This is a genomic window from Pseudomonas fluorescens (assembly GCF_000730425.1).
Classification (GTDB): Bacteria; Pseudomonadota; Gammaproteobacteria; order Pseudomonadales; family Pseudomonadaceae; genus Aquipseudomonas; species Aquipseudomonas fluorescens_X.
Window position 1 is genome coordinate 5,364,105 of sequence record NZ_CP008896.1, and the last position, 13,835, is coordinate 5,377,939.

The 13,835-nt window shown below is 62.0% G+C and carries 11 protein-coding genes; 6 read left to right on the forward strand and 5 right to left on the reverse strand.

Annotated elements, in window-relative coordinates:
* Positions 1 to 21 precede the first annotated feature (21 nt).
* The 6 genes from pcaH to pcaC all read left to right on the forward strand — a co-directional run bounded on the left by pcaH (position 22) and on the right by pcaC (position 5,357).
* Complete coding sequence (gene pcaH / locus HZ99_RS24040; protein WP_038448181.1) at positions 22 to 726, forward strand: protocatechuate 3,4-dioxygenase subunit beta; 705 nt, start codon at positions 22 to 24, stop codon at positions 724 to 726.
* A 1-nt stretch (position 727) separates the two neighbouring features.
* Positions 728 to 1,294, forward strand: coding sequence for a protocatechuate 3,4-dioxygenase subunit alpha (gene pcaG / locus HZ99_RS24045; protein WP_038446547.1), 567 nt, complete (start codon positions 728 to 730; stop codon positions 1,292 to 1,294).
* Between the two features lie 181 nt (positions 1,295 to 1,475).
* Positions 1,476 to 2,771, forward strand: a complete 1,296-nt coding sequence (locus HZ99_RS24050; protein ID WP_038446548.1) for an MFS family transporter — start codon at positions 1,476 to 1,478, stop codon at positions 2,769 to 2,771.
* 10 nt (positions 2,772 to 2,781) lie between these two features.
* Complete coding sequence (locus tag HZ99_RS24055; RefSeq protein ID WP_038446550.1) at positions 2,782 to 4,146, forward strand: 3-carboxy-cis,cis-muconate cycloisomerase; 1,365 nt, start codon at positions 2,782 to 2,784, stop codon at positions 4,144 to 4,146.
* Between the two features lie 10 nt (positions 4,147 to 4,156).
* Positions 4,157 to 4,948 (forward strand): 3-oxoadipate enol-lactonase, encoded by a 792-nt coding sequence (gene pcaD, locus HZ99_RS24060; RefSeq protein ID WP_038446551.1) that lies wholly within the window; start codon positions 4,157 to 4,159, stop codon positions 4,946 to 4,948.
* Between the two features lie 10 nt (positions 4,949 to 4,958).
* A complete protein-coding gene (pcaC, locus tag HZ99_RS24065; RefSeq protein ID WP_038446552.1) occupies positions 4,959 to 5,357 on the forward strand; it encodes a 4-carboxymuconolactone decarboxylase in 399 nt (132 codons plus the stop codon).
* Positions 5,358 to 5,470: 113 nt separating this feature from the next.
* Here pcaC and HZ99_RS24070 read toward each other — a convergent pair whose 3' ends face one another.
* The 5 genes from HZ99_RS24070 to HZ99_RS24090 form a co-directional block, all read right to left on the reverse strand.
* On the reverse strand, positions 5,471 to 6,370 hold the full coding sequence (locus HZ99_RS24070) for a polysaccharide deacetylase family protein (RefSeq protein ID WP_038446553.1): 900 nt from the start codon (positions 6,368 to 6,370) through the stop codon (positions 5,471 to 5,473).
* Positions 6,371 to 6,454: 84 nt separating this feature from the next.
* Positions 6,455 to 7,705 carry an OprD family porin gene (locus HZ99_RS24075; protein ID WP_038446554.1) on the reverse strand — a complete coding sequence of 417 codons (1,251 nt, stop codon included), beginning with the start codon at positions 7,703 to 7,705 and terminating at the stop codon, positions 6,455 to 6,457.
* A gap of 166 nt (positions 7,706 to 7,871) precedes the next feature.
* The gene (gene adeC, locus HZ99_RS24080; RefSeq protein WP_038446555.1) at positions 7,872 to 9,329 is read right to left on the reverse strand and encodes an AdeC/AdeK/OprM family multidrug efflux complex outer membrane factor; all 1,458 of its coding nucleotides are present in this window, start codon (positions 9,327 to 9,329) and stop codon (positions 7,872 to 7,874) included.
* Complete coding sequence (locus HZ99_RS24085) at positions 9,329 to 12,496, reverse strand: efflux RND transporter permease subunit (RefSeq protein ID WP_038446557.1); 3,168 nt, start codon at positions 12,494 to 12,496, stop codon at positions 9,329 to 9,331. Before HZ99_RS24085 ends, adeC begins: the two co-directional genes overlap by 1 nt.
* Positions 12,497 to 12,499: 3 nt before the next feature.
* Positions 12,500 to 13,642 (reverse strand): efflux RND transporter periplasmic adaptor subunit, encoded by a 1,143-nt coding sequence (locus tag HZ99_RS24090; protein ID WP_038446558.1) that lies wholly within the window; start codon positions 13,640 to 13,642, stop codon positions 12,500 to 12,502.
* Between the last annotated feature and the right edge of the window lie 193 nt (positions 13,643 to 13,835).

The following is a 13,835-nucleotide window of genomic DNA, read 5'->3' on the forward strand; positions in this document are numbered from 1 at the left end:
AAGAACAAAGAGGATTGCTCCATGAGTGACAAGCCCGGATACCGGCGTCCGCAAGCAGGGACTCAGCCTGATTACCTGCACCCGGCGTACCAGTCGACGAACTTGCGTTCGCCGTCCAGGCCGCTGGTGTTTTTGCCCCATTCGCTGTCGGAAATCACCGGCCCGACCCTTGGCGCCGAACGCATTGCCGAGCGCGACAACGACTTGACCGCCCAGCACGCGGGTGAACCCCAAGGCGAGCGCATCATCATTCACGGTCGGGTACTGGATGAAAACGGCCTGCCGGTGCCGGGCATATTGGTCGAGATCTGGCAGGCCAACGCCGCCGGTCGCTACAACCACAAGCGCGACCAGCACGACGCGCCCCTGGACCCGAACTTCACGGGCACTGGCCGCACCGTGACCGATGCCGACGGTTGGTACCAGTTCCAGACCATCAAGCCCGGCGCCTATCCGTGGGGCAATCACCACAACGCCTGGCGCCCCGCGCACATCCACTTCTCGCTGTTCGGTCCCAGTGTGCTGACGCGGTTGGTGACCCAGATGTACTTCCCCGGCGACCCGCTGCTGGCCTACGACCCGATTTATAACTGCGTGCCCGACACCTCGGCCAAGGAACGCCTGATCGCCCGTTTCGACCTGGAAAAGACCGTGCCGCACTACGCCCTCGGCTACCGCTGGGACATCGTCCTGCGCGGCCGCGACGCCACGCCGATGGAGAAATGACATGACCCTCAATGCAACCACGTCCCACACCGTCGGGCCGTACTATCACATCGGCCTGTCCTGGCTGAACCGCGAAGACCTGGCCGATGCTGGTGCCCTCGGCGAGCGCGTGGCGATCACCGGGCAGGTGGTGGATGGCAACGGCGATGTGGTCAACGATGCCATGCTGGAAGTCTGGCAAGCCAACGCTGCCGGCAAATATGACCACCCCGAGGATGACCAGGACAAAGCCCTGGACCCCAACTTCGAAGGCTTTGGCCGGGTGCCGGTGGACGCGCAGGGGCGTTTTCGCTTCAGCACCATCAAGCCGGGCAGTGTGCCGGGTCTCCGGGGCACGACCCAGGCACCGCATCTGGTGGTGCTGGTGTTTGCCCGCGGCCTGGTGAAGCACTTGCTGACGCGGATTTATTTCGAGGGCGAGGCGGCCAATGGCGATGACCCGTTGCTGGCGTGTGTGCCGGCGGAGCGGCGGCGGACCTTGGTGGCCAAGGCGGATGCGTCGGGGGTTTATCAGTGGAACGTGGTGCTGCAGGGGACAGATGAAGAGACGGTGTTTTTCGATTACTGAGTTGGCTTGAAATTTATCGCGAGCAAGCCCGCTCCCACAGGCTGGCCGCGTTCCCATGTGGGAGCGGGCTTGCTCGCGAAGAGGCCCTTACCGGCAACACATATTCCAAGGTCTGCTTGCGGAACGAGGTTGTTGCAAAGTATGTCTAGACTCTAACCCGTTCCCCACGAGTGAAAACAACATGACAACTAACACCAGTCACTACACCGGAGAAGAACGCAGCAAACGGATTTTTGCGATTGTCGGCGCCTCTTCCGGCAACCTGGTCGAATGGTTCGACTTCTACGTCTACGCCTTCTGCGCCATCTACTTTGCCCCGGCGTTTTTCCCCTCCGACGACCCCACCGTGCAACTGCTCAACACCGCAGGCGTGTTCGCCGCCGGCTTTCTGATGCGCCCCATCGGGGGCTGGCTGTTTGGCCGGGTGGCCGACAAGCACGGGCGCAAGAATTCGATGATGATTTCGGTGCTGATGATGTGTGCCGGCTCGCTGGTCATCGCGTTTCTGCCGACCTACAAGGATATCGGCGCCTGGGCGCCGGCCCTGCTGCTGGTGGCGCGCTTGTTCCAGGGGCTGTCGGTGGGGGGCGAGTACGGCACCACGGCGACCTACATGAGCGAAGTCGCACTCAAGGGCCAGCGCGGCTTCTTTGCCTCATTCCAATACGTGACCCTGATCGGCGGGCAACTGCTGGCGGTGTCGGTGGTGGTGATCCTGCAACAACTGCTCACCGAAGACGAACTGCGGGCCTGGGGCTGGCGCATTCCGTTTGTGATCGGGGCCGTGGCGGCGGTGATTTCGCTGTTGCTGCGCCGTTCCCTGAAAGAAACCACCAGCAAGGAAATGCGTGAAAACAAGGACGCCGGCAGCATTGCCGCGCTGTTTCGCGATCACAAGGCCGCGTTTATCACCGTGCTCGGCTACACCGCCGGCGGCTCGCTGATTTTCTATACCTTTACCACTTACATGCAGAAGTATCTGGTGAACACCGCCGGCATGCATGCCAAGACCGCCAGCTACATCATGACCGGCGCGCTGTTCCTCTATATGTGCATGCAGCCACTGTTCGGCATGCTCTCGGACAAGATCGGCCGCCGCAACTCGATGCTCTGGTTCGGTGCCCTCGGCACGTTGTGCACGGTGCCGATCCTGCTGACCCTGAAAACCGTGACCAGCCCGTTCCTGGCCTTTGTGCTGATTACCCTGGCGCTGGCGATTGTCAGTTTCTACACCTCCATCAGTGGCCTGGTGAAAGCGGAAATGTTCCCACCCCAAGTGCGCGCCCTCGGTGTGGGCCTGGCCTATGCGGTGGCCAACGCAATCTTCGGCGGTTCGGCGGAGTACGTGGCCCTGGGCCTGAAGTCCATCGGCCTGGAAAACACCTTCTACTGGTACGTGACCGGCATGATGGCCATTGCGTTCCTGTTCAGCCTGCGCCTGCCGAAACAGGCTGAGTACTTGCACCACGATCTGTAAGGGATGAGTTATGACGCTGCGCACGAGCAACCAATTGTTCGACGCTTACTTCACCGCCGACAGCATGGCCGAGGTGTTCTGTGACCAGGGCCGCCTGCAGGGCATGCTGGATTTTGAAGCCGGATTGGCCCGGGCCCAGGCCCGGGTCGGGTTGATCCCGCAGGCAGCCGTCGCGCCGATTGCCCAGGCGTGCCTGGCCTCGTTGTACGACGTGGATGCCCTTGGCGTGGCGATTGCCACGGCGGGCAATTCGGCGATTGCGTTGGTAAAGGCGCTGGGCAAGTTGATTGCCAGTGAAGACGCCGGCGCCGAGCGCTATGTGCATCTGGGCGCCACCAGCCAGGATGTAATGGACACCGGCCTGGTGCTGCAACTGCGACGGGCGCTGGAGCTGATCGACACGGACCTGGCCCGGCTGGGCGCCGTGCTTGCCACCCAGGCGCAGCGCTATGCCGACGTGCCAATGGCCGGGCGCACTTGGTTGCAACATGCAACGCCGGTCACCCTGGGGATGAAAATCGCCGGTTGGCTGGGGGCGGTAACCCGTAGCCGTCAACGGCTGGTGGAGCTGAAGCCGCGCCTGCTGGTCCTGCAATTTGGGGGGGCGTCCGGCACATTGGCCGCACTGGGCGAACAGGCCATGCCAGTGGCGCACGCCCTGGCGGCGGAATTGCAACTGACGCTGCCCGAACAACCCTGGCACACCCAGCGCGACCGCCTGGTGGAGTTCGCCAGCACCCTGGGCCTGATCGCCGGCAGCCTGGGCAAGCTGGGGCGGGATATCAGCCTGCTGATGCAGACGGAGGCGGCGGAAGTGTTCGAGCCTTGCGCACCGGGCAAGGGCGGTTCCTCGACCATGCCGCACAAGCGCAACCCGGTCGGCGCTGCAGTGCTGATCAGTGCCGCCACGCGGGTGCCGGGGTTGGTGGCGACGATGTTCACTGCCATGCCCCAGGAGCATGAACGCAGCCTGGGCCTGTGGCACGCCGAATGGGAAACCCTGCCCGAGATCTGCCGCCTGGTGTCCGGTGCCTTGCATCAGGCGCTGCTGCTGAGTGAAGGGCTGGAAGTGAACCCGCAGCGTATGGGCAACAATCTCGACCTGACCCACGGCCTGGTATTGGCCGAAGCCGTCAGCATCGTGCTTGCCCAACGCCTGGGCCGTGAAACCGCTCATCACTTGCTGGAGCAGTGCTGTAGACGCGCGGTCGCCGAGCAGCGCCATTTGCGCGCGGTATTGGCCGATGAGCCGCAAGTCACCGCTGAGCTGTCGGCGGTGGAATTGGATCGCCTGCTGGACCCGGCGCATTACCTGGGCCAGGCACAGACCTGGGTCCGCCGCGCCGTGGCTGAACACGATGCATTGTCTGCCTGAGGAGGCTGCTGTGGGATTTGTACGACTCGCCGATGGCGAACTGAACTACCAACTGGAAGGCCCTGAAGGCGCGCCGGTCCTGGTGCTGTCCAACTCGCTGGGCACCGACTTACATATGTGGGATACCCAGATGCCGGCCTTTACCGAGCATTTTCGGGTACTGCGCCTGGACACCCGTGGCCACGGCAAATCCCTGGTCACCGAAGGGCCCTACAGTATTGAGCAACTGGGCCGTGATGTGCTGGCGCTGCTGGATGCATTGGCTATCCCGCGTGCGCATTTCTGCGGCCTGTCCATGGGCGGGTTGATTGGCCAGTGGCTGGGTATCAATGCCGGTGAGCGCTTGCACAAGCTGGTGGTGTGCAACACGGCGGCCAAGATCGGCACCCCGCAAATCTGGAACCCACGGATCGAAATGGTCCTGCGCGATGGCCAGGCGGCCATGGTGGGTTTGCGCGATGCCTCGATTGCACGCTGGTTTACGGCCGACTTTGCCGAGGCTCATCCCGACCAGGCCAAACGCATTACCGACATGCTCGCGGCCACATCGCCCCAGGGCTATGCCGCCAACTGTGGCGCGGTGCGCGATGCGGATCTGCGTGAGCAACTGGCATCTATCAAGGTACCGACGTTGGTGATTGCCGGCACTGAAGATGCCGTCACCCCACCGGCTGGCGGGCACTTTATCCAGGAGCATGTCGCGGGCGCCGAGTACGCCGAGTTCTACGCTGCGCATCTGTCCAACGTACAAGCCGGGGCTGCGTTCAGCGACCGGGTGCTGACCTTCCTGCTGGCTCGCTGAGGGCGTTTTTGTGGACGAGAAACAACGTTATGCCGAGGGCCTCAAGGTCCGCCGTGAAGTGTTGGGCGATGCTCATGTCGAGCGCAGCCTCAATACCCTGACCGAGTTCAACAGCGAGTTTCAGGAGATGATCACCCGTCACGCCTGGGGTGATATCTGGACCCGCCCGGGCCTGTCCCGGCATACCCGCAGCCTGATCACCATTGCCATGCTGATCGGCATGAACCGCAGCGAGGAACTGAAACTGCACCTGCGCGCTGCCGCCAGCAATGGCGTGACGCGCGCCGAGATCAAGGAAGTGCTGATGCAGAGCGCGATCTATTGTGGGATCCCGGCGGCCAATGCGACGTTTCACCTGGCGGAGTCGGTATGGGACGAGCTGGGCGTGGAGTCCCGACAAAAAGACTGATCCCATGCGGGAGCTGGCTTGCCGGCGAGGCAGGCGATATGGTGCTGCTGTAGCACCACAGCCTCGCTGAAGCTCGAAAATTCCCCCATGAAAGCCTGGATGTCCCAGGTTGTTCAGTGGGCGTCGGCATCCCACACCCAGTTCCAGACTCCCGGCAGGTGCACCACTTCGTTGGCGTCTTTCACCGTACGCGCCTGGGCCGCGCGTGCCAGTGCGGCACGGTCGGTGTAGAACGGCTCGGTGGCGGTCTTCAGGCCACTGGCCTGGGCGCTGTCCATCAGGATTTGCAGGTATTCCTGCAGGTGTCGGGCGGTGTAGCGGTTGATGTCGTGAAAGGTCACCACCACTGGAATGACCCCGTCCACGGTTGGCAGTTCGCCAAGGGCAATGCGCTCGCGTACCAGCGACAACTGGCGCAGCAGGTTGGCCCGGCGCCGGGGGCTGGCATTGAAACCCCAGATCTTGCCGTCATTGGCACTCAAGTCGGTGAGCAGGATATGCAGGCCCTGGCGCTGATAGGCGGCGAAGGTGCGCTTGTCGTAGTTCCAGAAGGGCGGGCGTACCAGGCTCGGCGCAGTGCCGGTGATCGAGGCAATCGTCGTGGCGCCCTGGCTCAGGGTGTTGGCCAGGTCAGTGTCATTCATCAGGCGATGGTTGCTGTGCCAGCGGGTGGCGGTGTGAAAGGCCAGGATATGCCCGCTGGCATGCTCACGCACCATGGTTTTGCGCCCGCGCGGGCTGCCGCCGGCGCGCCAGGCGTCAGTTTGCAAAAAGAAAATCGCCTTGATTCCCGGCTGCACAGGGTTGTCGGCCAAGTCCTTGATGACCGAGCGGCTGGGGTTGGCGTAGCCCGAGGCGCTGGGGCCGTCGTCGAAAGTCAGCAGGAAGCGGATCGGTGCCTGGGTTTGCAGGCGTTGTTCGGTCAGTGGCGTCAACGCCACGGGTGCGCCGATGCAGCCGCTGAGGCAAAGTGCCAGGACGAGCAGGGTGGTAGCGAGGGCAGGGAGCTTCATGGTGTTCGCGGGCTCAAGTAAAGGCCGCTGCCGAGTGGGATCAGCAGCGGCAGGCGCGCACCATACAGTAAGAGTGTCGCGGGGCTACAGCAGACTTATCGGGTAACTGACGATCAGCCGGTTTTCATCGAACTCGTTATTGTTGTAGTCCCGGCGCAGGCTGGAATTGCGCCAGCGCAGGGTGAGGTTCTTCAGGCTGCCGCTTTGCACGGTGTAGCCTACTTCGCTTTCCCGACCCCATTCCTTGCCGTCGCTGACGGTGGCGGTGTGGACATTACTGCCACTGATGTAGCGGTTCATCAGGGTCAGCCCCGGCACGCCGAGTGTGGCGAAGTTGTAGTCATGGCGCACCTGCCAGGATTTTTCCCGGGCGTTGTCATAGCTGGCGTTAAAGCTATCGTTGGCCAGGGTGCCGCCGCTGGTGCCATTGACCCGCATCCACGCGCTGTTGCCGCTGAGTTTTTGCAGGCCGATGTAGAAGGTGCTGCCGCCATACCTGGCAGAGAACAGGCCGGACCAGGTCTTGTTGTCCAGCTTGCCGGCACGGGCGCCGCCGTCATCCTTGCCGTAGAAGAAACCCAGGTTGGCGCCCAGGGTCCAGTCGCCCACAGGCTGGCTGTGGATCAGGTTCAGGAATTGCTGGCGGTAGATGTCCTTGAGCTGGGCATTCCACACGCCGACCTGGGTGCGCTTGTCGTTGAAGGCATATTCGGCGCCCTGGAAGTTGAAGCGATCGGACGTGAAGGCGGTTTTACCGAACATCGACATGTCCGTCATGCTGCTGTCGTCACGCGGGCTGTTGGCGCGGAACTGGCCGCCATACAGGGTCAGGCCGTCGATTTCCTTGGCGGTGACCTGCCCGCCGCGCAGGGTTTGCGGCAGGGAACGGCCATCGTCCGCACGCAGGATCGGCAACACCGGCATCCACTCGCCGACTTTCAATTCGGTCCTGGAAAACCGCGCCTTGAACGCCACACCCAGGCGGCCGAAGTGGTCGGCCGGTCGGCCATCGTGATCCAGGGGCAGTAACTGGGTGCCGCCGGAGCCGCCGCCGCCGTCGAGCTTTTGCGCGTACAGGCCCAGCACATCCACCCCGAAACCCATGGTGCCCTGGGTGAAGCCGGACTTGGCGTCGAGGATAAAGCTCTGCGTCCACTCCTGCGCGCCGCCCTGGGCCTTGGTTGGGTGGGTGAAATTGCGGTTGAAGAAGAAGTTACGCAGGTTGAGGTTGGCGCTGGCATCCTCCAGAAAACCATGTTCCTCGGCGATAACGGGGAGGGCAAGGTTGGCGACAGCGATAGCCAGCAATAGCCGGCGAGGGGGCAACGTGCTCATGGCGTGGGACCTGTTGTTATTGGTGGTTTTCAGGTGCGGGCCATGGTGCGTGGCGTTGCCGGGGTGATTCAATTGGGGGAGGGCGGGTTCTGGGCGGTGATCGAACGCAACTGTACACCCATGAAAAAGCCCACCAAAAGGTGGGCTTCATGTGTCGCTACGCCGATCAGAACAACTTGAGCTTTGGCGCTTCTTCTTTCACGGGTTCATTCTTCGCCGTCTGTTGGTTCCAACCGCCGCCGAGGGCCTTGTACAAGGTCACTTCGCTGGTCAGTTGGGCCAGGCGGTCGGTGATCAGCGTTTGCTGGGCACCGAACAGCTGGCGCTGGGCATCGAGGAAGGTCAGGTTGCTGTCGACCCCGATACGGTAGCGGCGTTCGGCCAGACGGTAGTAGTCCTGGTTGGCCGCGACGAAATCACGCTGGGCCTGCAACTGCTGGTTGTAGGTCGCACGTGCCGCCAGGCCGTCGGAGACTTCCTGGAACGCGGTCTGGATCGACTTCTCGTAGGTCGCGACGTTGATCTCTTTCTGGATCTTCGAGTAGTCCAGGCTTGCGCGCAGGCTACCGGCGTTGAAGATCGGGATGTTGATCTGCGGCGCGAACGACCAGGTGCCCGAGCCGCCCTTGAACAGGCCACCGAGGTCCGGGCTCAGGGTCCCGGCATTGGCGGTCAGGCTGATGCTCGGGAAGAACGCCGCCCGCGCGGCGCCGATGTTGGCGTTGGCAGCCTTGAGGTTGTGCTCGGCCTGCAGGATGTCGGGACGACGTTGCAGCAGGTCCGAAGGCAGGCCTGCGGGTACTTCGCTCAACAGGTCGTCGGACAGTGGCTGTGTGGCCAGATTCGCCGGCAGGCCGGTGCCCAGCAACAGGGTCAGGTTGTTTTCGTCCTGGGCCACCTGGCGGGTGTAGCGTGCCAGTTGCACACGGGCGCTTTCAACCGAGGTGCGCGCCTGGCTCAAGTCCAGGGCCGAGGCCACGCCGACTTCGTTGCTGCGCGAAGTGAGCTTGTAGCTCTGCTCGTAGGCCGCCAGCGTCTCCTGGGTCAGCTTGAGCAGTTCCTTGTCCGCTTGCCAGGTCAGGTAGGCATTGGCCACGCTGGCCACCAGGCTGATCTGCGTGCTGCGGCGTGCTTCTTCGGTCGCGAAGTACCTCTGCAACGCTTCTTCGCTCAGGCTGCGCACCCGGCCGAACAAGTCCAGCTCATAGGCGTTGATCCCGAGGGTCGCCGAGTAGGAGCTGGTGATGCTCGATTCGCCGGTTTGCGAGGCCCGCGCCGGAACTCGCTGGCGGCTGCCGCTGCCGTTGGCACCGACGGCCGGGAACAGATCGGCACGCTGGATGCGGTACTGCGCGGCAAAGGCGTCGATGTTCAAGGCCGCGACACGCAGGTCACGGTTGTTCTCCAGCGCGACCTGGATCAGCTGTTGCAGGGCAGGGTCGTGGAAAAACTGCTTCCAGCCCTGCTCGGCAGCGGCCTGGCTCGGTGCCTGGGCCGCCGAGTACGCCGGCCCTTGTGGGAACTGGGCGGCGACTGGCGCTTCGGGACGCTGATAGTCAGGGATCAGCGAGCAGCCACTGAGCACAAATGCTGTGACTGTCAGGGAAAGTAGCGACTTGCGCATTAGCCAGCCTCTTTAGGAGTTTGCGGTGTATCGGACTTGTCAGTTTTTTTCCGGCTGCCTATGGCCGACACAGTCACAAAGAACAGTGGCACCCAGAAGATCGCCAGGACGGTGGCGGTGATCATACCGCCAATTACCCCGGTACCGATTGCGTGTTGGCTGCCTGAGCCTGCGCCCGAGGAGATCGCCAGCGGCAGTACGCCGAGGACGAATGCCATGGACGTCATGATGATCGGACGCAGACGCATGCGGGACGCCTCGATGGCCGCCTCGACGATGCCCTTGCCCTGTTCATGCAGCTCCTTGGCGAACTCCACGATCAGGATGGCGTTCTTCGAGGCCAGGCCCACGGTCACCAACAGCCCCACCTGGAAGAACACGTCGTTGGACAGTCCTCGCAGGCTGGTTGCCATCAGCGCACCGATCACGCCCAGCGGTACAACCAATACCACCGCAATCGGGATCGACCAGCTTTCGTACAACGCTGCCAGACAGAGGAATACTACCAGCAACGACAGGGCGTACAACGCAGGTGCCTGGGATCCCGACAAGCGTTCTTCATATGACAGGCCGGTCCAGGCATAACCCACACCTGCAGGCAGTTGCTTGGCGATGCGCTCGACTTCCGCCATGGCATCACCGGTACTGTAGCCCGGAGCCGGCGTACCCAGGATTTCCATCGCCGCTACACCGTTGTACCGCGACAGTTTCGGCGAGCCGAATATCCAGCTGCCAGAGGCAATCGCCGACAAGGGCACCATCTTCCCGTCGTTGGCGCGTACGAACCACTTGTTCAGGTCTTCAGGGGACATACGGCCAGCCGCATCGCCCTGGATATAGACCTTCTTCACCCGACCGCGGTCGATGAAGTCGTTGATATAGCTGCCACCCAGGGCAATTGCCAGGGTCTGGTTGATGCTCGACAGGCTGATGCCCTGGGCACTGGCCTTCTCGTCATCGATGGTCAGTTCATACTGCGGCTCGTCGTTCACGCCGTTGGGACGCACCCCGGCCAGGATCTTGCTTTGCGCGGCCATACCGAGGAACTGGTTGCGTGCGTTCATCAACGCGTCGTGACCCACACCGCCCTGATCCTGCAGGAATACGTCGAAACCGGTGGCATTACCCAGTTCCAGCACCGAAGGTGGCACGATGGCAAATACCATGGCGTCCTTGAAGGTCTGGAAGAAGTAACCCTGGGCTCGCTTGGCCACCTCGAATACCGACATCGAGGCATCGCGCTCACCCCACGGCTTGAGCATGACGAACGCCAGGCCCGAGCTTTGGCCACGACCGGCGAAGTTGAAGCCGTTCACGGTAAATACCGACTTCACGGCCTTGCCTTCGCCCGGCTCGCCTTCCTTGTCGTTCAACAGGAACGCACGCATGTCGTCGATGACCACTTGGGTTCGTTCTGCCGAAGAGCCAACCGGCGTCTGCACCTGGGCGAAGATCACGCCCTGGTCTTCCTCGGGCAGGAACGCACTTGGAATGCGGGTGAACAACCAGATCATGCCGGCGAAGATGATCAGGTACACCAGGAATGAAGGCGCCTTGTGCTTGATCATGTTGCCCACGCCGCGCTCGTAGCTCAGTACGCTACGGTCGAAGGTGCGGTTGAACCAGCCGAAGAAACCGCGCTTGGGCTGGCCGTGCTTCTCAGGGTCGATTGGCTTGAGCATGGTAGCGCACAGCGCCGGGGTGAAGATCAGTGCAACCAGTACCGAAAGCGCCATTGCCGACACAATGGTGATGGAGAACTGTTTATAGATCACCCCTGTGGAACCGCCGAAGAATGCCATCGGCAGCAGAACCGCCGACAGCACCAGGGCGATACCCACCAGGGCCCCCTGGATTTGCTCCATGGACTTGACCGTCGCCTCCTTGGGCGACAGGTGTTCCTCGGCCATTACCCGTTCGACGTTTTCTACCACCACGATGGCGTCGTCTACCAGCAAGCCGATGGCCAGGATCATGCCGAACATGGTCAGGGTGTTGATGGTGAAGCCGAAGGCCGCGAGGATGCCGAATGTACCCAGCAATACCACCGGTACCGTCATGGTGGTAATGATGGTGGCGCGGAAGTTCTGCAGGAACAGGTACATCACCAGGAACACCAGGATGATCGCCTCGACCAGGGTATCGACTACCCCGGAGATCGATTCGGTCACCACCGGCGTGGTGTCATACGGGACCACGGCTTTCATGCCCGGCGGGAAGAACGGCTCCAGGGACGCGACCGTGGCACGGATGGCCTTGGCGGTGTCCAGGGCGTTGGCGCCGGATGCCAGCTTGATCGCCATGCCGGAAGCCGGCTTGCCGTTGAACTGTGCACTGATGCTGTAGTTCTGGCCGCCCAGTTCGACACGGGCGACATCGCCCAGGCGCACTTGGGAGCCGTCGGCATTCACGCGCAGCAGGATTTTTTCAAACTGCTCGGCGGTTTGCAGGCGGGTCTTGCCAATGATCGTGGCGTTCAGCTGAGTACCGGGCAGGGCGGGCAGGCCGCCCAGTTGGCCAGTGGCCACCTGTACGTTCTGTGCCTGTACGGCGGTGCTGACATCCACCGGGGTCATCTGGAAGTTGTTCAACTTGGCCGGGTCCAGCCAGATACGCATGGCGTACTGGGAACCGAAGACCTGGAAGTCGCCCACGCCAGAAGTCCGGGAAATCGGGTCCTGGATGTTGGAGACGATGTAGTTGGACAGGTCATCCTTGGTCATGGTGCCGTCTTCGGACACCAGGCCGATCACCATCAGGAAGTTCTTCACCGACTTGGTCACACGGATCCCCTGCTGCTGCACTTCTTGCGGCAGCAATGGGGTCGCCAGGTTCAGCTTGTTCTGCACCTGCACCTGGGCGATGTCCGGGTTGGTACCCTGGTTGAACGTCGCGGTGATGGTCATGCTGCCGTCGGAGTTACTGTCCGAGGCCACATAACGCAGGTTGTCGATACCGTTGAGCTGCTGCTCGATGACCTGTACCACGGTGTCCTGCACGGTTTGTGCGGATGCGCCTGGGTAGGTCACCTGGATATCAATGGCGGTTGGCGCGATGGCCGGGTATTGGTTGATGGGCAACTTCAGGATCGACAGTGCCCCGACCAACATGATCACCAGGGCAATTACCCAGGCGAAAATGGGACGGTCGATAAAAAATTTCGACATGTATTACTCCCCTTTGCCAGCAGTGGCGGCAGGAGCAGTACCGGCGGGCTTGGCGTTGGTGGCTTCCTTCGCTTCAACCGTGATGCCCGGCTTGATGAACTGCAAGCCTTCGGTGATGACACGGTCACCGGCATTCAGGCCCTTTTCCACCAGCCAGTAGGCGCCGGAGGTACGGTTGGCCACCAGCACGCGCTGTTCGACCTTGTTGTCGGCGGTAACGACCAATGCAGTCGGAATGCCCTTGATATCGCGGGTCACACCCTGTTGTGGCGCGAGGATCGCCTTGCTGTTCACACCGGCCTGCAATTGCGCATGGACAAACATGCCCGGCAGCAGGGTGTGATCAGGGTTGGGGAACACGGCACGCAGGGTTACGGAACCGGTGGTCTGGTCGACCGATACTTCGGAGAATTCCAGGCGGCCTTGCTGGTTGTACTCGCTGCCGTCTTCCAGGGTCAGCTTGACCATGGCGGCGTTTTCGCCGGCTTTCTGCAATTGACCGCTTTCCAGGTCGCGACGCAGCTTCAGCATCTCGGCGGAGGATTGCGTGACGTCGACGTAGATCGGGTCCAGTTGCTGGATCACCGCCATGGCGTCGGTCTGGCCGTTGCTGACCAGTGCGCCTTCGGTGACCGAGGAACGACCGATACGCCCGGAGATCGGGGCGAACACTTTGGTGTAGCGCACGTTGATCTGGGCGGTCTGCAGGTTGGCCTCCGAGGTCATGCGGTTGGAGACGGCGGTGTCGTATTCCTGGCGGCTGACCGCCTGCTCGTTGACCAGTTGCTTGTAGCGGTCGGCAATCGACTTGGTCTGTTGCAGGTTGGCCTGGGCGCTTTTCAGGGTGGCCTCATAGACCGACGGATCGATCTGATAGAGCTGTTGGCCTTCCTTGACGTCGCCGCCTTCCTTGAACAGGCGCTTGAGAATGATGCCATTGACCTGGGGGCGTACTTCCGCGATGCGGAACGCAGTGGTGCGGCCCGGCAATTCGGAGGTCAGGGTATAGGCTTGAGGTTGAAGGGTGACCACGCCGACCTGAGGGGTTTGAGCGGGCGGCGCCGCTTCTTCCTTTTTACATCCGCTGAGCAGCGATGCCAGGGCGACGGCAGTGACCAGAGCGGTAACAGCTGGCTTAAGTTGCATGAAGATCCTCGGGTCAGGCGCGCTTGTTACGCACAAGAAGTGTGGAAGGGTAAAAAACAGGCATTGAGTAGATAAGTAGCTTGCTAGGCAATATACTTACGTTCATGGTTGTTTGTAAACTCTTGACAGGCTTCGCGGATTCCTTACAAGGCGGCGCTGAAAGCCTCGATTCTATTACGTTCGGCGCCCATGA